A 22,007-nucleotide genomic window follows, 5' to 3' on the forward strand; every position below is an offset into this window, starting at 1 on the left:
TGACCGATGAGCGGGCCCCTGCGCGAGCTCACCCCGCTGGCCCGGTTCGGCCCGCTGGTCGCCACCGACCTGCGGGATGTGACCAGCGATCCCGCAGCCCTGGACTCCACCGGGTTCTGGGCCGTGGTGGCCGACTTCGAGGGCCACCTGGTCTGCGCGCGTTTCGGGGACGTACGCCGGGCGCCCGTGCCCTCCGCCGCGCCCGGAGCATGGCGCGGGCCCGGTCCTGACACCTGGGCGTCCTCGCTCGACCGGGCCGCCTATGTCGCCGGGGTCCGGCGCATCCGCGAGCACATCGCGGCCGGGGAGGTCTACCAGGCCAACCTGTGCCGGGTGCTGTCCGCGCCGCTGCCCGACCCCGAGCGCGCGGACGTCGACGCCCTCACCGCCCTGCTGGCGCGCGGCAATCCGGCCCCGTACGCGGGCACGGTACGGCTGCCCGCGCACGGCGTCGAGATCGCCACGGCCTCGCCCGAGCTGTTCCTGCGCCGGGACGGACGCACCGTCGAGTCCGGCCCCATCAAGGGCACCGGCCGTACCGCGGCGGACCTTCTCGCCAAGGACCACGCCGAGAACGTCATGATCGTGGACCTGGTCCGCAACGACCTGGGGCGGGCCTGTGCCGTCGGTTCCGTGACCGTCCCCGAGCTGTGTGCCGTGGAGGAACACCCGGGTCTGGTGCACCTGGTCTCCACCGTGCGCGGCGAACTCGCCGAAGGCACCGGATGGCCCGAGCTGCTCGCCGCCACCTTCCCGCCCGGGTCCGTCACGGGTGCCCCCAAGTCCAGCGCGCTGCGTGTCATCGCGGCGCTGGAGACCGTGCCTCGCGGCCCGTACTGCGGCGGCCTCGGATGGGTGGACGCCGACCGCGGAACGGGGCAACTCGCCGTCGGGATCAGGACGTTCTGGATCGACCGCACCGCTCCCGGCGGTCCGTCTCTGCGCTTCGGCACCGGCGCCGGGATCACCTGGGACTCCGACCCGGAGCGCGAATGGGCCGAGACGCTGCTCAAGGCGCGCCGGCTGCTGACGGTGGCGTCGGGTGCGTCCGGGCAGTTCGCGTGTCCGCACTCTTGACAGCCCTGTCCTGCGCCCAGATGGTTGTTGCTCATAGCGGTGTCTGATGCGCCATCCGCAACGAACGGCATGGCGGCCGCTCGCCTCCCCTTCTCTCGTCGTCCGCGACGAAGATTCCGCCGCCGTATGTGGAAAGGACGAGCCGATGAACGAAACCCGTGAAAGGAACGGGAGTCGAAGCCATCCGGTCGACGCGGAACCCCCAGGAGGCCCGACGGCCTCCGCCCGCCCCCGTACCGACCGGGTCGTCTTCGGTGTCGCCGCCGCCCTCACCCTCGCCTTCGTCGTCTGGGGAGCCACGGCGACCGACACGCTGGAGAGTGTGTCCGGGAGGCTGCTGGACGGGACCATACGCAACGGCGGCTGGGCCTTCGTCCTCGCCGCCTCGGGCTTCGTGGTCTTCGCCCTGTGGCTGGCGATGAGCCGCTACGGCCGGATCACCCTGGGTCAGGAGGGCGAGCAGCCGGAGTTCCGCACCGTCTCGTGGATCGCCATGATGTTCAGCGCGGGCATGGGCATCGGCCTGATGTTCTACGGCGTGAGCGAACCGCTGTCGCACTTCGTCACACCGCCGCCGGGCACCGACCCGGCCGACGCCAACCAGGCCATGGAGACCGCCATGGCCACCACCCTCTTCCACTGGACGCTGCATCCGTGGGCGATGTACGCGGTGGTCGGTCTGGCCATCGCCTACAGCACCTTCCGGCGCGGCCGCCGACAGCTCATCAGCGCCGTGTTCACCCCGCTGATCGGCGAGCGGAGGGCGAACGGCTGGGGCGGCCGGGTCATCGACATCCTCGCCATCTTCGCCACCCTCTTCGGCTCGGCGGCCTCCCTGGGGCTCGGCGCCCTCCAGATCGGCAGCGGCTTCACGGGACTCGGGTGGCTGGGCTCGGTAGGCACCGGCCTGCTGGTCGTCGTGATCGCGATGCTGACCGTGGCGTTCGTCGCTTCGGCCGTGTCCGGGATCGCCAAGGGCATCCAGTGGCTGTCCAACATCAACATGGTGCTGGCGGTGACCCTCGCGGCCTTCGTGTTCCTCGTCGGGCCGACCATCTTCATCCTCGACCTGCTGCCCACCTCCATCGGGGCCTTCCTCGGCGACCTGACCCAGATGGCCGGGCGTACCGAGGCGTCGAGCGGCGAGGGCGTCGCCGACTGGCTGGCCGGCTGGACGGTCTTCTACTGGGCCTGGTGGATCTCCTGGACGCCGTTCGTCGGTATGTTCATCGCCCGGATCAGCCGCGGCCGCACCATCCGGCAGTTCGTGGGCGGGGTCATCCTCGTGCCCAGCTCGGTCAGTCTGCTGTGGTTCGCCATCTTCGGCGGCTCGGCGATGCATCTTCAGGAGGACAAGCGCCTCGGTGACGCCTCGACCGCACAGGGGCAGCTCTTCGACGTGCTCCAGCAGTATCCGATCGCCACGGTGACGAGCGTGGTGGTGATGATCCTGGTCGGGATCTTCTTCGTCTCCGGCGCCGACGCCGCCTCGATCGTGATGGGTACGCTCTCGCAGCGCGGCTGCCTGGAGCCGACCCGGGGCGTCGTCGTCTTCTGGGGCGTGCTGACCGGCGCGGTCGCCGCGGTCATGCTGCTCATCGGCGGGGGCAAGGGCGACGCGCTCACCGGACTGCAGAACCTCACCATCCTGGCCGCGGCCCCGTTCACCCTGGTGATGGTCGGTCTGTGCGTCGCGCTCACCCGCGATCTGCGCCATGACCCGCTCATCATCCGCGGGCGCAGGGGCGAGGAGGCCATCGAAACGGCCGTCATCGCCGGACACGAGCAGTACGACGGTGACTTCGAGCTGCAGATCGGCCCGTGTGCGCCCACCGACGGCCCGGACGCCTCGCAACCAGGTCCGTCCGAGGAATCCGCGCAGCCCACGCAGCCCGCCTCCACCGCCCACTGAGAGCGGCCGGACCCGCGCCCGGCGGGCCGTGGCACCGACCTGGTCGGCCACGGCTCCGCCGGGCGTTCGCGCTGCCGTCCCGGGCTCCGGCCACGCTCCACGGGAACCCTCGTCGAGTGCCTTGACCCCCGGTCGGTGCTCGACGATGCTGTGTTGCGGCACGTGAGATGCGTGCCGTAATGAGCAACATCTGATGTGAGTTCCGATCAGCCGAGGAGTGGCCATGACGCACCAGGTCCGTGCTGTCGTCGCGCGGGGCAAGGGCGCCCCCGTCAGCCTGGAAACGATCATCGTGCCGGACCCGGGCCCGGGTGAGGCCCTGGTGAAGGTCGAGGCCTGCGGGGTCTGCCACACCGATCTGCACTACCGGGAGGGCGGCATCAACGACGACTTCCCGTTCCTGCTGGGCCACGAGGCGGCGGGGATCGTGGAGGCGGTGGGCGAGGGCGTCACCGACGTCGCCCCCGGTGACTTCGTGATCCTCAACTGGCGTGCGGTGTGCGGCAATTGCCGGGCCTGTCTGCGCGGCGAGTCGTGGTACTGCTTCAACACCCACAACGCGAAGCGGAAGATGACCCTGCTCGACGGGACGGAACTGTCGCCCGCCCTCGGGATCGGCGCGTTCGCGGAGAAGACGCTGGTCGCCGCCGGGCAGTGCACCAAGGTCGACCCGAAGGCGTCGGCGGCCGCCGCTGGTCTGCTGGGGTGCGGCGTGATGGCGGGCATCGGTGCGGCCATCAACACCGGCAACGTCGGCCGGGGCGACTCGGTCGCCGTCATCGGCTGCGGCGGAGTCGGAGCCGCCGCGATCGCCGGGTCGAGCCTGGCGGGCGCGGCGAAGGTCATCGCCGTCGACATCGACGACCGCAAGCTGGAGACGGCCCGGAAGCTGGGCGCCACCCACACGGTCAACTCCAAGGAGGCCGACGCGGTCGAGGCGATCCGTGAGCTGACCGGCGGCCACGGCGCGGACGTGGTCATCGAGGCGGTGGGTCGCCCGGAGACGTACAAGCAGGCCTTCTACGCCCGTGACCTGGCCGGCACGGTCGTCCTGGTCGGGGTGCCCACACCGGACATGAAGCTGGAACTGCCCCTGCTGGACGTCTTCGGTCGCGGTGGCTCCCTCAAATCCTCCTGGTACGGCGACTGTCTGCCCTCCCGGGACTTCCCGATGCTCATCGACCTCTATCTCCAGGGCCGGCTGGACCTGGACGCCTTCGTCACCGAGACCATCGCGCTGGACGAGGTCGAGAAGGCCTTCGAGCGCATGCACCACGGTGACGTCCTGCGCTCGGTGGTGATCCTCTGATGGCCGCCCGTATCGAACGCCTCGTCACCTCGGGCACGTTCTCCCTCGACGGGGGCACCTGGGACGTCGACAACAACGTGTGGATCGTCGGCGACGACACCGAGGTGATCGTCATCGACGCGGCGCACGACGCCGCGGCGATCGCCGAAGCCGTCGGCGACCGCCGTCTGACCGCGATCGTGTGCACCCACGCCCACAACGACCACATCGACGCCGCGCCCGAACTCGCGGAGCGCACTGGTGCCCCGGTCCTCCTCCACCCGGACGACCTTCCGCTGTGGAAGCAGACCCATCCCGAGCGGGCCCCGGACGCCGAACTGACCGACGGCCAGGGCCTGTCGGTGGCCGGTGTCGAGCTGACGGTGCTGCACACCCCCGGGCACGCCCCAGGAGCGGTCTGCCTGTACGCGCCGGCCCTGAAGGCGCTGTTCAGCGGCGACACGCTGTTCGCGGGCGGGCCGGGGGCCACGGGACGGTCGTACAGCCATTTCCCGACCATCATCGACTCGATCCGCGACCGGCTGCTGACCTTGCCGCAGGACACGGCCGTGCATACGGGCCACGGTGACGCGACCGTCATCGGTGCCGAGGCCCCACATCTCCAGGTGTGGATCGATCGGGGTTTTTGACGGTCTCGTGATGCCTTGACAAGGGGTGGGGGCGACTTCAGACTGGCGTTGCGCTTAACGCAATCCGTTCCGCTATACGCACCGAGGTGTCATGATGATTCCCGCGTGCCGTCTCGAGGATCTTCCGCGAGGCGAGGCCCACCGGCTCGATGTCGATCCGCCGGTGTCGGTGTTCCACACCGACGAGGGCGAGTTGTTCGCGATCGACGACACCTGTACCCACCAGGACGCCTCGCTGGCGGACGGCTGGCTGGAGGGGTGCGAGGTGGAGTGCCCGTTGCATGCCTCGAAGTTCGACCTGAGGACGGGGGCGGTGGACGCCCCGCCGGCCAAGCTCCCGGTGCGCACGCACGAGGTACTCGTCGAGGACGGCATGGTCTATGTCCGGTTGTCCACGGACGCCCCCAACCTCCCGCCCTGCGTCGCCTCCCGCCTCGCCGGAGGACCCGCGTAGGGAATACATCCGACGGTGCCGCCCTTGACCGTGCAGAGGGCGAGAGGAGCGGCATCCGTGGGTGACTGGGAGTTGGCAGAGAGCTTCCGCAGTACGTCGGGCGACGTGCGCTGGCACAGCCTCGGCCCACCGGGCCAGGACCCGGTCGTGCTGCTGCATGGCACGCCCTTCTCGTCGTACGTCTGGCGCTCCGTGGCCCGTGCACTCTCCCGCCGGCACCAGGTGTTCGTGTGGGACATGCCCGGCTACGGGGCCTCGGAGAAGGCCCCCGGCCAGGACGTCTCCCTGGCCGCCCAGGGCCGGGTCCTCACCGAACTCCTGGCGCACTGGGGACTCGACGAACCCCTGGTGGTCGCCCATGACTTCGGCGGTGCGGTGAGTCTGCGGGCCCATCTCCTGCACGGAGCCCGCTACCGTGCCCTCGCCCTGGTCGACCCGGTCGCCGTGGCCCCCTGGGGTTCCCCGTTTTTCCGCCTCGTCGGCGACCACTCCGCGGTCTTCGAACAACTGCCGCCCGCACTGCACCGGGCCCTGGTGCGCGAATACGTCGGCTCGGCCAGCAGCCCCGGCCTCCACCCGGCCGTCCTCGAGCGACTCGTCGAACCCTGGCTCGGCGACCCCGGCCAGGCGGCCTTCTACCGCCAGATCGCCCAGGCCACCCAGCGCCACACCGACGAGATACAGCAGCGCTACGCCGACATCACGATCCCCACGCTGATCTGCTGGGGCGAGGACGACACCTGGATCCCCGTGGACCGCGGCCGAGAACTCGCCGCCCTCATCCCGGGCGCCCGACTGGAACGGTTCGCCGGCGCGGGCCACCTCGTCCAGGAAGACACACCGGCCGAACTCACGGCGACGCTCACCGACTTCCTCCGCCAGGTGCGCTGAACCGCGCGACGCGTGGCGGCCGGCCGCGGATCGCTCATCCGCGTGCGCGCAGGTACGCCTCCAGCTCCGCGGCGCCGGTCAGCATCGCGCGCCCGCGGGCGGACAGCCGGCCGTGCCAGTCGCGCAGGGCGGCCTCCAGGGGTTCCGTGCCGCCGGCTGCCCGGACCTGGGTGATCAGCGGGGCGATCTGCTCCAACAGGTAGCCGCCGCGCCGGAGTTGGTGGGTCAGCCGGGCGTCCCGTACGTCGGCCTCGTCGTACACGCGGTAGCCGGTGCGCGGATCGCGGCTCGGGCGCACCAGCCCGGCGTGCTCCCAGGTGCGCAAGGTCGCCGGACGGAGGCCGAGTTGTCGCGCCAGCGTCCCGATGAACATGCCGGCGGTCGGCGTGGCCGCCTCGGCGGGCTCCAGGTCGCGGAGGGCGCGCTCCACGGCCTGGAGGGTCCGCCGGTCGTCGAGGAGTTGGGCATGGCTCTCGTCGACGAGACGCAACGCCTCCTCGGTGGCGGCCTCGTTCACCGCCCGCATGATCGCCGTCGCCGTCCGGTGGCCGTGACCGGGCACCAGGGCGAGGAACGCGCGCAGGGCCCGCGCGTGCAGCGGGGTGTAGGTGCGGTAGCCGTGGGCGGTGCGCTCGGCGGCCGGGAGGATGCCCGCCTCCTCGTAGTTCCTGACCGCCTGGGTGGACAGACCGTGCCCGCGGGCCAGGTCTACCGGCCTGAGCCGCTCCGTGGTTTGAAGGTTTCGTCCCATGTTCCTGCCGACAACGCGAGAAAGTTTCAACCGAAGCTTCAACGATAGCGTTGAGGGCATGGCTACCGACATCAAGGACACCGTCCACGCCGTGGAAGCAGTCGCTGTCATGCGGCTGCTCCCGGCCCGGCCACGGCTGCTCGCCCTGGGGGAGCCCACCCACGGCGAGGATCTCCTCCTCGACGTGCGCAACGATTTCTTCCGGCAACTCGTCGAGCAGGAGGGCTACCGGACCATCGCGATCGAGAGCGACTGCCTGATGGGCCTGATCGTCGACGACTACGTCACGTCGGGCACCGGCACCCTCGACGAGGTCATGGAGCGCGGCTTCAGCCACGGCTTCGGCCGCTCCGCCGCCAACCGCGCACTCGTGCACTGGATGCGCGACCACAACGCCACCCGGCCCGCGTCCGAGCGAGTGCGCTTCGCCGGATTCGACGGCCCGCTGGAGATCACCGCCGCCGCGAGCCCCCGGCAGGCCCTCACCGCACTCCACGACCACCTCTCGGCCCAGGTGCCCGCGGACCTGCTCCCGTGCGCCGCCGACACACTCGACCGGCTCCTCGGCGCCGACGACCGGTGGACCGAACCCGCCGCCATGCTGGACCCCGCCCGCTCTGTCGGGCAGTCCGCCGATGCCCGTCAACTGCGCCTGTACGCCGACGACTTGGTGACGCTGCTCGACTCACAGACCCCGCACCTCGTCCAGGCGACCTCGCGGGAGGACTGGGACCGGGCGCGCCTGTACGGGCGTACCGCCACCGGCCTGTTGCGCTACCACCACTGGATGGCCGACACCGCGCCGAACCGCATGACACGCATGGTGAGCCTGCGGGACCAGATGATGGCCGACAACCTCCTCGCCCTCGCCGACCGGGGCCCGACACTCGTCCACGCCCACAACGGCCATCTCCAGCGGCACAAAAGCTCGATGCGGATGTGGGACCAGCCGCCGGTGGAGTGGTGGAGCGCCGGCGCGATCGTGAGCGCCCGCCTGGGCGAGCGGTACGCCTTCCTGGCCACCGCCCTCGGCACCATCCGGCACCAGGGCGTGGACACCCCGCCCCCGGACACCCTCGAAGGACTCCTCTACGCCCTCCCCGAGACCCCCTGCCTCATCGACGCCCCCCGGCTCGCCACCACCCTCGCCGCGACGCCGCCCGCCACCCGGGTGTCCCCGTACTTCGGCTATGCCCCGCTGGACCCGGCGCAGTTGGCCGGCCACGACGGGATCGTGTTCGTCAGGGACATCCCGCAGACCTAGGCCGCGCACACGACACCGCACGACAACTCCCCGCCGCCACCGCCGCATTGTGTGTGACAGGCGCCACGCTCCCGTCGCGGAACCCGGACTCCGACCGCTCCGACTTCTGAACCGGTACGGCCACCCCCGGCCGATGCCGTACGACGCGATCTGGAGACCCGGCGATGGACCAGCCCAGACAATCCCCCTCCCGCGCGGGCGGCGTGCTGCGCAAGTCGGCACCCCCGCCCGCGCTCTGCGGCTTCCTGCTCCTGCTGGCACTGATCTTCGCGGTCTCGTACGGCGTCGGCGCCGCCGCCGGACCCGTCGCCCCCGGCATGCACGGCACCGCCGGCACCCCGGGCGACGGTGACGGTGACGGTGACAGCGGAGGGGGCGGCGGCATGGAGGACATGCCCGGCATGGACGGAGGCGGCCACTGATGGGTGCCGAGCCGGTGATCGTCCCCGTGACGACCGACCTGACCGTCGGCGGCATGACCTGCGCCGCCTGTGTCAGGCGCGTCGAGAAGAAGCTCGGCAAGCTGGACGGGGTCACCGCGACCGTGAACCTGGCCACCGGACGGGCCCGGGTGAACCATCCGCCGCGGATCACCCCGCAGGAACTCGTCGCGGCCGTCGAGAAGGCCGGATACACCGCCGCCCTGCCCGAGCCGCCGAATAAGGAGCAGCGGCAGCGCGACCCGGAGACCGAGGAGGCCCGGCAGGAGCGGGAGAGGCTGCTGGTCACCGCCGTGCTCGCGGTGCCGGTGCTCGTGCTGTCGATGGTGCCCGGACTTCAGTTCCGCAACTGGCAGTGGCTGTGTTTCGTGCTGACCGCGCCGGTTGCCGTGTGGAGTGCGTGGCCCTTCCATCTGCGCGCGGTGCGCGGACTTCGGCACTCGACCGCCACCATGGACACCCTCGTCTCCCTGGGCGTCGTCGCGTCCTTCTCCTGGTCGGCGTACGCCCTCTTCCTCGGCGGCGCCGGCGATCCCGGGATGCGGATGCCGTTCACCCTGGTGCCCTCCGCCTCCGACGGCGTCCCCCACATCTATCTCGAAGCGGCCGTCGGTGTACCGCTGTTCGTGCTCGCGGGACGGCTCCTGGAGGCGCGGGCCCGGCGTGGGACCGGAGCGGCGCTGCGCTCGCTCGCCCAACTCGCCGCCAAGGAAGTGTCGGTACGCGAGGGCGGCACGGAACGCCTCGTCCCCATCGAGGAGTTGCGAGCCGGGCAGGTCTTCGTCGTCCGGCCCGGGGAGCGGGCCGCCACCGACGGCGAGGTGGTCGAGGGCAGCTCGGCCGTGGATCTGTCCCTGGTGACAGGAGAGAGCGAACCGGTCGAGGTCGGGCCGGGCTCTGCGGTGACCGGCGGGGCCGTCAACGCCGGCGGTCTGCTGCTCGTACGGGCCACGGCGGTCGGCGCCGACACCCAGCTCGCCCGCATCACCCGGCTGGTGACCGAGGCGCAGGCCGGCAAGGCGAATGCGCAGCGGCTGGCCGACTCGGTGGCGGGCGGCTTCGTACCGGCCGTTCTCACGCTGGCCGTCACCACGCTCGGCTTCTGGCTCGGCGCCGGAGCCGAACCGCAGGCCGCGATCACCGCGAGCGTCGCCGTCCTGGTCGTGGCCTGTCCGTGCGCGCTGGGCCTCGCCACGCCGACCGCCCTGATGGCCGCCACCGGCCGGGGAGCCCGACTCGGCGTCCTCGTCAGCGGACCACAGGCACTGGAGGGCTTGCGGCACCTCGACACCGTCGTACTGGACAAGACCGGCACCCTCACCTCCGGTCACATGACCGTCGCCCGGGTGACGGCGGTCCCCGACGGGCTCGGCAGGGAGGCGGTGCTGCGGCTGGCCGGGGCGGTCGAGCAGGGCTCGGAGCATCCGCTGGGGCGGGCCGTCACGACGTATGCGCGCAGGACGGTGGGCACGCTGCCCGACGTGACGGAGTTCGGTGCCGAGCCCGGGCGGGGTGTGCGCGGCCGGGTCGAGGGCCGTCTGGTCGAAGTCGGCGCGCCCGACGACGAGTTGCCCGCCACCCTGACCATCGACCCCTCGGCCGCGCACACGCCCGTCCTGGTGCGGATCGACGGCGTGGCCGAAGCCCTGATCGAGGTCGGGGACGTCGTACGACCCGGCAGCTACCGGGCCGTCGACCGGCTGCGCCGCCTCGGTGTCCGCCCGGTGCTCGCCACCGGCGACCGGGAGGCACCGGCCCGGGCGGTCGCGAAGGAACTCGGCATCGACGAGGTGCACGCCCGCTGCACCCCCGAGGACAAGGCCGCTCTCGTACGGGACCTTCAGGAAGCGGGCTGCCGGGTCGCGGTGATCGGCGACGGTGTCAACGACGCCGCCGCCCTGGCCGGCGCCGACCTCGGCATCGCCATGGGCGGCGGCACGGACGTGGCGATCGGCGCCGCCGACGTGACGCTCGTCCGCGGTGACATCGAGGCGCTGGCGGACGCCGTACGACTGGCCCGGAGCACGCTGGGCACGATCCGCGCCAATCTGGTGTGGGCGTTCGGGTACAACGTGGTGACCGTGCCCCTGGCCATGGTCGGGTTGCTCAGCCCGATGCCGGCCGCGGCGGCGATGTCGGTCAGCTCGCTGCTCGTGGTCGGCAACAGCCTGCGACTGCGCGCCTGGCAGCCGGAGCCCGGGCGAGGGAAGGCCGCCCGATGACCGACACCGCATCCTGGCGGCCGACCCGCCGTCGGCTCACCGACACCCTGTCCGCCGCGCTCGCGCCCATCGCCGTGTGCAGCATCGCCCTCGGCGGCCTGACCACCTGGGTCGGCGCCGGGAAGGCGGGCAGCCCGGCCCGGATCGGCGTCTCGAACGGGCGGGTCTTCCTGCCGTACGGCGACACCACGGCGACCGCGGCCTTCTTCGACCTCACCAACACCGGTGGCGCGGACGACCGGTTGGTCGCGGTGACGTCCTCCGAGACCGGAGGAGACATCGCCCTCAGCCGTCACCGCATGGCCGGGAGCAACGCCGCCTCCCGGGAGGACGTGACGTCGGCCGCCGTTCCGGCGGGCGGTGAACTGTCCATGTCGCCACAGGGATTGGACATCACCCTGCGGGCGGAGGAGGACTGGCAGGCCGGCGATCTGGTCTCCTTCACGCTGTACTTCGAGCACAGCGAGGCGGTCAGAACCCTGGCGGTGGTGGTGCGCCCGAGCAGCGACGCGCTGTGAGTCGCGTGCGAAGGCTGAGCAATATCCGCTCGCACGGGTGCCGGCCCGTTGTCGGATGCGAGGATGAGGCGCCATGACAGCAGGGTGGTGTTCTCGCACGGTACGGGCCGCGGTGTTCGCGGCCGTCTGTGTGCTGCTCGCCGCCCTGGGTCACGTCATGATGTCCGGCGCCGACGTCCCGGCGTGGGCGCTGACCGCGGGCCTTGCCGCGACCGGCGCCGTGGGCTGGGGCCTGGCGGGCCGTGAACGTGGGCTGCCGCTGGTCGTGACCGTCGTGGTCGCCGCCCAGACCGGACTGCACTCGGCCTTCTCGCTCGCCCAGTCAGCGGCGGGGGCCGGGGGCGCCGACTCCATGGACATGAGCGGCATGGGGGCCATGCGGATGGGCTCCATGGACATGAGTCACCCGGGCCATATGGGCATGGGCCACATGGATCACCCGGGGCATCTCATGGAGGGCGGCGGGTCGTCGTCGTTCGGCATGCTCGCCGCCCACCTGCTCGCCGCGCTGCTCACCGGCCTGTGGCTGGCCCACGGCGAGCGGGCCGCGTTCCGTATCCTGCGCACCGTGGCCGGCTGGCTGGCGGCGCCGCTCCGGCTGCTGTTCGCCCTGCCCGTCGTCTCGGACCGGCCGCGCCTCGGAGTGCCCCGACCCCGCTCGGACCGGGCACCCGTCCTTCGTCTCCTCGTCCACGCGATCACCTCTCGGGGTCCGCCTCCGGGGACCGCTGTCGCCTGACGACAGCCGGCGTCCCGAGGTCACGCCTGTGCGCGCCTCGGGCATCGGTCGTACGCCCGCACCGGCGTCGTACGGCCGTCTCCCCACTCACGGACCGCCCGCGCCCGCCCGCGCGCGCCGCCGGTCCGGATCACGGATGACGAAGGACACCAGGTGATCACTTCTGTCCTGCCCGTCTCGCCGCGCGCCGGCGAGAGAACGGCATCGCTCGACGACTCGACAACCGCGTGGGCGCTCGCCGCCCGCGGCGGTGACGCGGACGCGGTCGAGCACTTCGTACGCGCCCTGCACCTCGACGTGAAGCGCTATGTCGCGCACCTCTGCGCAGACCCCCAGGCCGTCGACGATCTCGCACAGGACACGTTCCTGCGCGCGCTCGGCAGCCTGCACCGGTTCGAGGGCCGTTCCTCGGCCCGGGCCTGGCTGCTGTCCATCGCCCGCCGGGCGGTCATCGACAGCTACCGGTACGCCGCCGCCCGGCCGCGCCTGTCCGACACACCGGACTGGCAGATAGCCGTGGAGAACGCGCAGCCGCGCGACCTGCCCGGCTTCGACGACGGCATCGCCCTGCTGGATCTCCTGGAGTCCCTGCCGGACGAGCGCCGCGAGGCGTTCATCCTCACCCAACTGGTCGGCCTGCCCTACGCGGAGGCGGCCGAGGCAGGCAACTGCCCGATCGGCACGGTCCGTTCCCGCGTGGCCCGCGCCCGGGCCACCCTGATGGACCTGCTGGACGAGGCGGACGGGCCCGCCGCCCCGGCCGTGGCCTGAGCCCTTCGGCACGGGGGTGTCGGCGAGGTCCCACCGACACCCCCGGCGCCGCCTCACCGGCGAATTGCCCTTGGTCGGTCCGGCCGGCGCTCCTGCTACGGCGTGGAGAACAGACCCGGCCCCGGAGGCGAGGGGCCGTCGGCGCGGACGCCGCCCGTGACCCGTAGGAACTCCAGTTTTTCCGCGTCGGCGGATCCTGCGGCCACCGTGTAGACGACGAGCCGGATGTCGCAGCCCGGGACGGTGAGGACGTCGCAGTCGCACCGCACCTCGCCGACCTGCGGGTGCACGACGGTCTTGCGGGCCGAGACATGCGGACCGACGACGCCCTCGTCCCACAGCCGGGTGAACTCCGCACTGGTGGCACGCAGTTCCTCGACAAGGCCGTTCAGCGCACGGTCGCCCGGGTAGTCGACGAGAGCCGTGCGCAGATCGGCGACGAGGGCGGGCTTGAGGGCGTTCCCGTCCTGGATCACGGGCCAGGCCGTGAGGCTGCTGGGCCCTGCGGAGAAGACCGCCCGTGCGAGGTTCCGCTCGGCGTGGGTCCGTGCGCCTGGGTCGCCCATCAGGACCGACCATGAGGGAGTCCACGACAGCAGGGTCCAGTCGGCGCTGAACACGCCCACCGGGAACTCCCCGAGGCGAGCCAGCATCCGCTGGACCCCGGCCGGGACATGCGTGGAGATCGTCCCCTCCGGGGGCGGGAGAAGGCCGGCCAGCCGGTAGGCGTAGTCGCGCTCCATGGGCTCCAGCTGCAGTGCCCTGGCCAGGCTCGCGACGACCTGTGCCGAAGGGCTCGTGGCGCGCCCCTGCTCCAGCCGCACCACATAGTCGACCGACAGCCCGGCAAGGTCGGCCAGTTCCTCGCGCCGCAAACCCACCGCACGTCGTCCTCGCCGCGAGGTCCGCCCGACGTCGAGGGGAGAAAGCCGGTCGCGCCAGCGGCGCAACGCCGTGCCAAGGGTCTCTTCCACCCGACCATTGTGTCCGCCGGGAAGCCGATGTGCCTGGTACTGGCAGTCCTACCGTCGCAGGGGGCACTGGTTGTCCTCTCGGCACCGGCCGAGAGTGAAGCCATGACGACAACATTCATCACCGGAGCCAACAAGTCCCTCGGGTACGAGACCGCACGCCGTTTGATCGAGGCGGGTCACACCGTCATCGTCGGCGCTCGCGATGCGCAGCGCGGTGCGGCGGCCGCCGAAGCACTCGGCGCCCGTTTCGTTCAGATCGACGTGACCGACGACGCGTCGGTGGCCGCTGCCGCCGACGACATCACGGCTCACGAGGGCGGCATCGACGTCCTGATCAACAACGCCGGTGTCTTCGGGCCGCACATCCCCGCCGACCAGCTCACCGCCGCTGACGCCACCACGGTCTTCGACGTCAACGTCGTGGGGATCGTCCGGGTGACGCACGCGTTCCTTCCCATGCTGCGCAAGTCCGCGCACCCGGTCATCGTCAACGTCTCCAGCGGCATGGGGTCGTTCACGCTGACCCACGAGGCCGGGCGCATCGAGGCGAAGAACCTCGCGCCGCTCTACACGGCGTCGAAGGCCGCCGTGACCATGCTGACCACGCAGTACGCGAAGTCCTGGCCGGACGTGAAGGTGAACGCTGCCGACCCCGGCTACACGGCGACCGACTTCAACGGCCACAGCGGCCCGCAGACGGTGACCGAGGGCACCGACGCGATCGTCGAACTCGCCACCATCGGGACGGACGGCCCGACCGGAACCTTCCGTGACCGGCACGGTGAGCTGGGCTGGTGATCCACCTCTGAACCCGAGTCGCGCCGAGTACTGACGAGGACGGCCGGAGAGCGGTCGCGAGGGCCGCCCCGGCCGTACCCCGTCCTCGTCCTCGCGCCCGAGCCTCAAGCTGCCAAGGGCGTTGTCCTGGCGGGGATAGCGTTGACACATGCAGATGGAGATCCGGGCCGCCGCTGTCCGGGGTATCGATCGCCTCATCGACGATCTCGGCGGTGACGGGGCGGGACTGCTGGCTGAGTTCGGCGTCTCGCCGGGTGACCTGGACTCCGACCACGGCCTGTTGCCGACGGTGACGGCCGGGCGGATCCTGCGCACTGCCGCGAGGAAACTGGACTGTCCGGATCTGGGGCTTCGGCTGGCGGCGTACCAGGACATGTCGATGCTCGGCCCGCTGGCCCTGGCGGTCGGGAACTGCGACACGGTCGGGGAGGGCGTCGACTGCGCGTCGCGGTTCCTGTTCGTGCACAACCAGGGCGTCCGGCTGTCCCGTGCGGATGATCCCGAACGCTATGCGGGTGTGGGGGCCGTCGAGTACCGGATGCTGCATGCGGACATTCCGTACGAGCCACAGACGATCGACGCTGGTCTGGGGCTGCTGCACCGCAATCTCGTCACGATGAGCGGCGGATACGAGTTGCTCGGGGTCTACATGCCTCATCCGCCGCTGACGGACGAGTCGGTGTACACCGAGTTCTTCGGCGCGCCGGTCCGGTTCGACACCGGTCGCGCTCTGCTGCGGGTGCCGACGAACCTCTTCGCCCAGCCGATGTCGACCCCGGTCAACCCGGAACTGCGGCGCATGGTCGTCGAGTACCTGGAGGCGCACTACACCGATCCCGGCGACAGCTTCACGACCACGGTGCGATCGGCGGTCGGGCGCGCCCTCGGCACGGTTCCCGTGCGGATCGATCTGGTCGCCGGGTGGCTGCACACGCATCCGCGTACGTTGCAGCGGCGGCTGGCGCAGGAGGGCACCTCGTTCCAGGCGATCCTCGACGACGTACGCAAGAGCACGGCACACCGGCTGCTGACGGGGACCGACATGCCGTTCTCGCAGGTCGCGTCATTGTCGGAGCTGTCCGGGCAGGCGGCGCTGACCCGGGCGTCCCGGCGCTGGTTCGGTCGGACGCCGACGCAGGTCCGCCGTGACGCAAGGTGTACCTCGCGGTCACCGCGTGTCGGGCAGGGTTAAATTATTGTCGTCCAGGGTTAAGTGGGGTGCAGGAAGCGCTTCCATACTCGGGTGCCATGACCAGTTCCCCCCATTCCGCCTCGCTGCCCGCCCACGTCGATGTCCTGATCGTCGGCGCGGGCATCTCCGGCATCGATGCCGCATACCGGGTCCAGTCACGGTGCCCCGACCGGTCGTACGCCGTACTGGAGGCCCGCGAGTCACTGGGCGGGACGTGGGACCTGTTCCGGTACCCCGGGGTCCGCGCCGACTCCGACATCTACACGCTCAGCTTTCCGTTCCAGCCCTGGACGGGCGAGAACTCCATGGCCGACGGGGACGAGATCCTCGACTACCTGCGCCGCACCGTGGAACGGTTCGGCATCGACCGCCGCCTCCACTGCTCCACGAAGGTCATCTCGGCCAACTGGTCGGGTGAGACGGCCCGTTGGACGGTGACCGTCGAACGGAGCGGCGGCCAGGACAGTCCGCGGCGGTCCATCATGACCTGCTCGTTCCTCTATATGTGCACCGGCTACTACGACTACGAACGCGGCCACGAACCGCGGTTCCCGGGCGTCGAGTCCTTCGCCGGCACGGTGGTGCGTCCGCAGTTCTGGCCCGAGGGGCTCGACCACACCGGCAAGCGTGTCGTCGTGATCGGCAGCGGGGCGACCGCGATCACCATCGTCCCCGCGATGGCCCGCGACGCGGCGAAAGTGACCATGCTCCAGCGCACGCCGACATGGATCACCGCGGTACCGCGCCGGGACCGCTTCGCCGCCAGGGTCCGCCGCCGGCTGCCCGCCGGACCGGCGCACCGGGTCATCAGGGCGCGCAACGCCGCCTACTCCAACGGCTTCTACCACTACTGCCGGCGCTTCCCCGACCGGGCGCGGGCGTTGCTGACCACGGCCGCCGCGCGGCGACTCGGTGAGGACGCGGTGCGGGAGCACTTCACCCCGGCGTACGCGCCGTGGGACCAGAGGGTGTGCATCACGGCCGACGCGGACCTGTTCAAGGCGATCCGGCGCGAGGAGGTCGACGTGGTCACCGATCAGATCGAGAGCTTCGTCGCCGAGGGGATCCGGTTGCGGTCGGGCAAGGTGCTGCCGGCCGACATCGTGGTGACCGCCACCGGGCTGCGCATGCTGGCGTTCGGCCACATCGCGGTCAGCGTCGACGGCGAGCCGGTCGATCCCGCACGTCACCTGCTGTGGCGGGGCGCCATGCTCAGCGACGTGCCGAACCTCGCGCTCTGCTTCGGCTACGTCAACCTGTCCTGGACCATGCGCGCCGACCTCACCGCGCGGCTGGTGTGCCGGGTCCTCCACCACATGCGCCGCGCCGGGCTCGCGGCGGTCACCCCGCGCGCGGAGCCCGGCGTCCGGGAGCGGCCCATGATCGAGCTGGCCTCCGGCTACGTCCAGCGAGGCGTCCAGAGCTTTCCCCGGCAGGGCCACCGAGCCCCGTGGCGGATGCGCCAGACGTATCTGCTGGACATGGCCGACATCGCACGCGCGAGCCTGCGCCGCGAGTTGCGCGGCGTGCCCCGCACGGCGGTGCGCGCGGCCGGCGACGACATCCGGACGGGACGCTGACCATGGCGAATCTGGACGGAAAGTGCGACGAGCAATTCGCGGAACTGGCCGCGCGGTTGTCCGGGAACCTCGACGCGGGCGAGGAACTCGGCGCCTCGATCGCGGTCGTCGTCGACGGGGAGCCGCTGGTGGACCTGTGGGGCGGATGGGCCGACCAGGGCCGTTCGGCGCCGTGGCGGCGGGACACGATCACCAACGTCTGGTCGTGCACGAAGACGGTCACGTCCCTGGCGGCGCTGCTGCTCGTCGAGCGTGGAGTCCTCGACGTCGACGCGCCGGTGGCCCGGTACTGGCCGGAGTTCGCCGCGCGCGGCAAGGAGGGGTGCTGGTGAGGCACGTGCTCTCGCACGCCTCCGGCGTCTCGGGCTGGGAGCGGCCGGTGACCGTCGCGGACGTCCTCGACGTACCGACGTCGACGGCCCGGCTGGCCGCGCAGGCGCCGTGGTGGACCCCGGGCACGGCGTCCGGCTACCACCTGCTCAACTACGGTCATCTGGTGGGGGAGTTGGTCCGGCGGATCGACGGGCGCACCCTGGGCCGGTTCGTCGCCGAGGAGATCGCCGGTCCGCTCGGCGCCGACTTCCACCTCGGTCTGCCGGACTCCGAGTCCGACCGGGTCGCCGATGTCGTACCCCCTCCGCTCCGGCCGAGCGACCTCGCCGCCGCCGATCCGAACGGTGTGGCGGTGCAGACCTTCACCGGACCTCCGGGCGGTGCCGAGGAGTCGTGGCGGCCCGAGTGGCGTCGCGCCGAGATCGGCGCCGCGAACGGCCACGCCAACGCCCGGTCGCTCGCCCGGATCCACTCCGTCATCGCCTGCGGCGGCACGCTGGACGGCGTACACCTGCTGTCGCCGTCGACCATCGACCTGATCTTCCGTCAGCAGTCCGATGGCACGGACCTGGTGCTCGGGGCTCATCTGCGATTCGGGATCGGGTTCGGGCTGCCGTCGCCCGCGGTGCCGTATCTCCCGCCCGGACGGATCTGCTTCTGGACCGGATGGGGCGGCTCGGTCGTCGTGATCGACACCGAACGCCGAGCGGCGATCTCGTACGTCATGAACGGCATGGGCGCCGGGATCCTCGGCAGCGACCGCACGAACCAGTACGTCAAGGCCGCGTTCGCGGCACTGGCGTCGGTCTGACGTCTGCCATGATTATAACGAGTGTCATAAAGTGAAAGGTGTGACCCCATGACCAACCCTGTGGTTCTGGTGGCGACGATGGTCGCCAAGCCCGGTCAGGAAGAGCTGATCGAGAAGACGTTGACGGCAGCGGCGGCCAAGGTGCACGCCGAACCCGGATGCCTGCGGTACGCGCTGCACCGCAAGGCCGGTACCGCCGGTGAGTTCGTCATGATCGAGAAGTGGGCCTCGCGGGAGGCGCTGGACGCGCACATGAGGGGCGCCGCGATGCGGGAGATCGGCGCCGCCCTGGCGCAGGCGCTGGCCAGTGCCCCGGACATGGTCTTCCTGGACGCGATTCCGGCCGGCGACCCGGACGCCGGCGCCCTCTGACCGAGTACGGCGACCGGGTCGGCCGGCACACCGGCCGACCCCTGGTTCCCCACTGAACCGAGGAGCTTTCCCATGAAGAGCCTGATGTTCGTCGCGCCTGGACAACTGCGCTTCGACGAGGTCGACGCCCCCACCCTCGTCGAGGGCACGGACGCGCTCGTACGCCCGCTCGCGGCCACGACGTGCGATCTCGACCACCATGTCATCGGCGACAAGACGCCGTTCTCCGGATTCGGCCCGTTCCCGATCGGCCACGAGTGCGTGGGTACGGTGGTCGAGGTCGGCCCCGACTGCACGGATGTCGCGGTCGGTGACGTCGTCGGGGTCGCGTGGCACATAGCCTGCGGTGCCTGCGCGCAGTGCAGGCTCGGACACACCGCCCGCTGTCTCCGCCACGGCGACGCCCAGTACGGACTTCCGGTGAACGGCGCCTGGGGCGGGACCTTCGACGAACTCATCCGCGTTCCCTACGCGGACTTCAACCTCGCCAAGCTGCCCGCCGGGGTCGACCCGGTGCACCTGGCCTCGATCGGCGACAATCTCGCCCTCGGCTGGGAGACGGTGATGCCGACCGTCGCCGGGATCTCCGACCCGAAGATCGCCGTGTTCGGCGGGACCGGTTCCATCGGCCTGTACTGCGTCGACGTCGCGGTCCACTGCGCCGGCGCCCGCACCGTGTACTACGACGACGACCCCGTCAGGATGAAGGTCGCCGAGCAGCTCGGCGCCGAGGTCCACGACGTCAACGGCAAGCGGGAGAAGGACTTCCACCTCGCGGTCGACGCCGGCTGCGACGCCGCGCGGCTGCGCAAGGCGCTGCTGTCGGTCATGCCCGAGGGCTACGTCAACAGCGTCGGCATCTACTTCGACGACGTCCAGCTCCCCCTGCTCGCGCTGTACCAACGCGGAGTCCACTTCCACAACGGCAAGGGGCACGCGCGGCCCAACATGACACCGACGCTGGAGGCGGTGGCCGCCGGGACGCTCCACCCCGAGCTGGTGACCAGCGGCGTCTACGGCTGGCACGAGATCCCCGACGTACTGACCTCGGACCGCGCAGGCCACAAGCCGATCTTCGTCCTGGAGGACTGAGGTACCGGGTCCCATGGTCCGGTGGGGCGGAGAGGGGGCGGGGCGCGGTCGGTCGCGAACAACTCCCAGGAACCAGAACGTGAACGGGCCGCGATCGCCGCACTGGGCCATGAGCTGCGGGCCCTGGTCGACGCCACTGTGCGTACCGCGGCCTCGCCGGACACCCTGCACCGTGTGACGGACGAAGTCCGCAGCCTCACCGGGAAGTTGACCGGGCGGCGCCGCGCTCGCGCGGAGATCCCGTCGGTGGACGAGTTCCCGGGAGGGGTGCGCATGTACAGCCCTGTCACGGGTGCCGGCAGCCCGCTCGCGCCGCCCATGACCTACACACCGGCCGACGGCGGAGTGGCGGGAACCTGCGTCCTCGGCAAAGCGCACGAAGGCCCGCCCGGTTACGGACACGGCGGCATGAGCGCCATGCTCCTGGACGAGCTGATGGGTTGGGCCTGCGTCGTCGCCGGGATGCCGGCGATGGCGGTCTCGCTGCAATTGCGCTATCACCGCCCCGTTCCCCTGGACACGCCTTTGCGTGCGTTCGCCCAGGTCGCCGGGGTCGAGGACCGAAGGATCTCGGTAGGCGGCGTCATCACCACGGAAGAGGACCACGCCACGGTTCTGGTGGCAGCGGACGGCGTCTTCGTGTCTCCGGACCCCGACCGTGCCCGCGCGCTGTTCCCGAGCCTGCCGATCGCCTGACGGCTCGGCTTGTCCGGCCTCCTATGACAGTCGTTATGGAAGCGTGTAGCCTGAGGTCTATAACGACTGTCATAGGAGGATGCCGTGACCATCATCACCGTGAACGCGCCGAAGGGCCGTCTGAGCCTGGAGCAGCGCCGCGAGCTGGCCGAGACGCTGACCGACGCGGTGCTGGTGCCCGAGGTGGGTCAGCCCGTCCCGGCGGCGCGGGCCGGGTTCCAGGTGCACTTCGTCGAGCGCGAGCGGGACATGATGGCCATCGGCGGCAGGCTGCTGGCGGACGCCGACCAGGAACTCGACGTGATGGTGATCGACCTCGCCGTCATGGACGCCGCCTGGCAGTCGGAGGTGCGCGCCGAGGTCATCGAACGCGTCCTGGCCGCACTGGCGGCGGCCTGCGGGCTGGAGCGGCCGGCGCCGGCCTGGTGGGTCAACTTCCGGGTGATCGACGAGGGCAGCTGGGGCTCCTCGGGTGGCGTGCTGTCGATCCTGCCGTTGCTGGAGAGCGGGGTTTTCACGGAGGAGAGGGTCAAGGCGGTCCGAGCCGCGCTGGGCGCGTGAAAGCGCGGGTGTCGAGCGGGGCTCGGCTCAGTCCTTGATCGCGGCGAGGATGAGCGCCTGGAGCTGGTCGGCGGTGTGATCGAGGGGCTGGGTGCTGTGCTTGGCGCGACACATGGCCACGGTTCCCTCGACGGCAGCGACGACGAGCGTCGCGAGCTGCGCCGCCTGATCGGGCTCGGCGCCGTGCTCGCGCAGGGAGTCGGCGAGCAGCCTCTCCCACGTGGCGAAGACGTCGGCGGCGGCCGCGAGGGTGGCCGGCATCTCGTCGATCGCTGACTCCTCGATGGAGACCGCGAGCACGGGGCAACCGGCCCGGAAGTCGCTGTCGACGACGATCTTGCGCCACAGCGCGAGGAAGGCCCGCAGTCCGGCTGCCGGACCCGCTCGCAGTTCCGCGCGGAGGCTGCGAGCGGTCCACTCGCCCGTGTAGCGGACGGCTTCGGTTGTCAACTGCTGCTTGCCCTCGGGGAAATAGTGATACGTCGACCCGAGCGGCGCTTCGGCGTGCTTGGCGATCTCGCGGATGCTCGTCGCGTTCAGGCCGCGCCGACTGATCATGTCGGCCGCGCCGGCCACGATCCGCTCACGCGCTGACGGGCTGGACTTGCTCACCTGCGAGGC

General features: G+C 71.2%; 22 protein-coding genes and 1 pseudogene. 20 read left to right on the forward strand and 3 right to left on the reverse strand.

Going from position 1 to position 22,007, the window contains the following annotated elements:
• Positions 1–18: 18 nt before the first annotated feature.
• The 6 genes from ABKA17_RS22020 (at position 19) to ABKA17_RS22045 (ending at position 6,272) form a co-directional block, all read left to right on the forward strand.
• Complete coding sequence (locus ABKA17_RS22020; RefSeq protein WP_353694228.1) at positions 19–1,077, forward strand: chorismate-binding protein; 1,059 nt, start codon at positions 19–21, stop codon at positions 1,075–1,077.
• Positions 1,078–1,222: 145 nt separating this feature from the next.
• Positions 1,223–2,989, forward strand: a complete 1,767-nt coding sequence (locus tag ABKA17_RS22025; protein WP_353693878.1) for a BCCT family transporter — start codon at positions 1,223–1,225, stop codon at positions 2,987–2,989.
• A gap of 223 nt (positions 2,990–3,212) precedes the next feature.
• Positions 3,213–4,298 (forward strand): S-(hydroxymethyl)mycothiol dehydrogenase, encoded by a 1,086-nt coding sequence (locus tag ABKA17_RS22030; RefSeq protein ID WP_353693879.1) that lies wholly within the window; start codon positions 3,213–3,215, stop codon positions 4,296–4,298.
• Positions 4,298–4,927 carry an MBL fold metallo-hydrolase gene (locus ABKA17_RS22035; protein ID WP_353693880.1) on the forward strand — a complete coding sequence of 210 codons (630 nt, stop codon included), beginning with the start codon at positions 4,298–4,300 and terminating at the stop codon, positions 4,925–4,927. The genes ABKA17_RS22030 and ABKA17_RS22035 overlap by 1 nt, the downstream gene beginning before the upstream one ends.
• A gap of 91 nt (positions 4,928–5,018) precedes the next feature.
• Entirely contained in the window at positions 5,019–5,381 is a 363-nt protein-coding gene (locus tag ABKA17_RS22040; protein ID WP_353693856.1) for a bifunctional 3-phenylpropionate/cinnamic acid dioxygenase ferredoxin subunit, read from the forward strand.
• A 57-nt stretch (positions 5,382–5,438) separates the two neighbouring features.
• Positions 5,439–6,272: an alpha/beta fold hydrolase gene (locus ABKA17_RS22045; RefSeq protein WP_353693881.1), complete on the forward strand. Its 834-nt coding sequence runs from the start codon at positions 5,439–5,441 to the stop codon at positions 6,270–6,272.
• A gap of 34 nt (positions 6,273–6,306) precedes the next feature.
• Here ABKA17_RS22045 and ABKA17_RS22050 read toward each other — a convergent pair whose 3' ends face one another.
• The gene (locus tag ABKA17_RS22050; RefSeq protein WP_353693882.1) at positions 6,307–7,023 is read right to left on the reverse strand and encodes a TioE family transcriptional regulator; all 717 of its coding nucleotides are present in this window, start codon (positions 7,021–7,023) and stop codon (positions 6,307–6,309) included.
• 58 nt (positions 7,024–7,081) lie between these two features.
• Here ABKA17_RS22050 and ABKA17_RS22055 point away from each other — a divergent pair, with 58 nt between their 5' ends.
• From ABKA17_RS22055 to ABKA17_RS22080, 6 genes are all read left to right on the forward strand, one after another.
• Positions 7,082–8,287, forward strand: a complete 1,206-nt coding sequence (locus ABKA17_RS22055) for an erythromycin esterase family protein (RefSeq protein WP_353693883.1) — start codon at positions 7,082–7,084, stop codon at positions 8,285–8,287.
• Positions 8,288–8,451: 164 nt separating this feature from the next.
• Positions 8,452–8,709, forward strand: coding sequence for a hypothetical protein (locus ABKA17_RS22060; RefSeq protein ID WP_353693884.1), 258 nt, complete (start codon positions 8,452–8,454; stop codon positions 8,707–8,709).
• Positions 8,709–10,949 (forward strand): heavy metal translocating P-type ATPase, encoded by a 2,241-nt coding sequence (locus ABKA17_RS22065; protein ID WP_353693885.1) that lies wholly within the window; start codon positions 8,709–8,711, stop codon positions 10,947–10,949. Before ABKA17_RS22060 ends, ABKA17_RS22065 begins: the two co-directional genes overlap by 1 nt.
• The gene (locus ABKA17_RS22070; protein WP_353693886.1) at positions 10,946–11,467 is read left to right on the forward strand and encodes a copper chaperone PCu(A)C; all 522 of its coding nucleotides are present in this window, start codon (positions 10,946–10,948) and stop codon (positions 11,465–11,467) included. The genes ABKA17_RS22065 and ABKA17_RS22070 overlap by 4 nt, the downstream gene beginning before the upstream one ends.
• Positions 11,468–11,540: 73 nt before the next feature.
• Positions 11,541–12,206, forward strand: coding sequence for a hypothetical protein (locus ABKA17_RS22075; RefSeq protein WP_353693887.1), 666 nt, complete (start codon positions 11,541–11,543; stop codon positions 12,204–12,206).
• Positions 12,207–12,359: 153 nt separating this feature from the next.
• Entirely contained in the window at positions 12,360–12,977 is a 618-nt protein-coding gene (locus ABKA17_RS22080) for a sigma-70 family RNA polymerase sigma factor (protein WP_353693888.1), read from the forward strand.
• Between the two features lie 95 nt (positions 12,978–13,072).
• Here ABKA17_RS22080 and ABKA17_RS22085 read toward each other — a convergent pair whose 3' ends face one another.
• On the reverse strand, positions 13,073–13,951 hold the full coding sequence (locus ABKA17_RS22085) for a helix-turn-helix domain-containing protein (RefSeq protein ID WP_353693889.1): 879 nt from the start codon (positions 13,949–13,951) through the stop codon (positions 13,073–13,075).
• A 102-nt stretch (positions 13,952–14,053) separates the two neighbouring features.
• Here ABKA17_RS22085 and ABKA17_RS22090 point away from each other — a divergent pair, with 102 nt between their 5' ends.
• The 8 genes and pseudogenes from ABKA17_RS22090 to ABKA17_RS22125 all read left to right on the forward strand — a co-directional run bounded on the left by ABKA17_RS22090 (position 14,054) and on the right by ABKA17_RS22125 (position 21,386).
• Positions 14,054–14,749 carry an SDR family NAD(P)-dependent oxidoreductase gene (locus ABKA17_RS22090; RefSeq protein ID WP_353693890.1) on the forward strand — a complete coding sequence of 232 codons (696 nt, stop codon included), beginning with the start codon at positions 14,054–14,056 and terminating at the stop codon, positions 14,747–14,749.
• Between the two features lie 148 nt (positions 14,750–14,897).
• Entirely contained in the window at positions 14,898–15,941 is a 1,044-nt protein-coding gene (locus tag ABKA17_RS22095; protein WP_353693891.1) for an AraC family transcriptional regulator, read from the forward strand.
• 56 nt (positions 15,942–15,997) lie between these two features.
• Positions 15,998–17,521 carry a flavin-containing monooxygenase gene (locus ABKA17_RS22100; protein WP_353693892.1) on the forward strand — a complete coding sequence of 508 codons (1,524 nt, stop codon included), beginning with the start codon at positions 15,998–16,000 and terminating at the stop codon, positions 17,519–17,521.
• A 2-nt stretch (positions 17,522–17,523) separates the two neighbouring features.
• A pseudogene (locus tag ABKA17_RS22105) lies at positions 17,524–18,665 on the forward strand (serine hydrolase domain-containing protein).
• Positions 18,666–18,713: 48 nt separating this feature from the next.
• Positions 18,714–19,037 (forward strand): putative quinol monooxygenase, encoded by a 324-nt coding sequence (locus tag ABKA17_RS22110; RefSeq protein WP_353693893.1) that lies wholly within the window; start codon positions 18,714–18,716, stop codon positions 19,035–19,037.
• 72 nt (positions 19,038–19,109) lie between these two features.
• Positions 19,110–20,129 (forward strand): zinc-dependent alcohol dehydrogenase, encoded by a 1,020-nt coding sequence (locus ABKA17_RS22115; protein ID WP_353693894.1) that lies wholly within the window; start codon positions 19,110–19,112, stop codon positions 20,127–20,129.
• A 21-nt stretch (positions 20,130–20,150) separates the two neighbouring features.
• The gene (locus ABKA17_RS22120; protein ID WP_353693895.1) at positions 20,151–20,825 is read left to right on the forward strand and encodes a PaaI family thioesterase; all 675 of its coding nucleotides are present in this window, start codon (positions 20,151–20,153) and stop codon (positions 20,823–20,825) included.
• A gap of 84 nt (positions 20,826–20,909) precedes the next feature.
• Positions 20,910–21,386 carry a tautomerase family protein gene (locus tag ABKA17_RS22125; RefSeq protein ID WP_353693896.1) on the forward strand — a complete coding sequence of 159 codons (477 nt, stop codon included), beginning with the start codon at positions 20,910–20,912 and terminating at the stop codon, positions 21,384–21,386.
• Positions 21,387–21,413: 27 nt separating this feature from the next.
• Here the strand turns inward: ABKA17_RS22125 and ABKA17_RS22130 are convergent, their stop codons facing one another.
• Positions 21,414–21,998 carry a TetR/AcrR family transcriptional regulator gene (locus ABKA17_RS22130; RefSeq protein WP_353693897.1) on the reverse strand — a complete coding sequence of 195 codons (585 nt, stop codon included), beginning with the start codon at positions 21,996–21,998 and terminating at the stop codon, positions 21,414–21,416.
• Between the last annotated feature and the right edge of the window lie 9 nt (positions 21,999–22,007).

Source organism: Streptomyces sp. RG80, from assembly GCF_040446465.1.
Classification (GTDB): domain Bacteria; phylum Actinomycetota; class Actinomycetes; order Streptomycetales; family Streptomycetaceae; genus Streptomyces.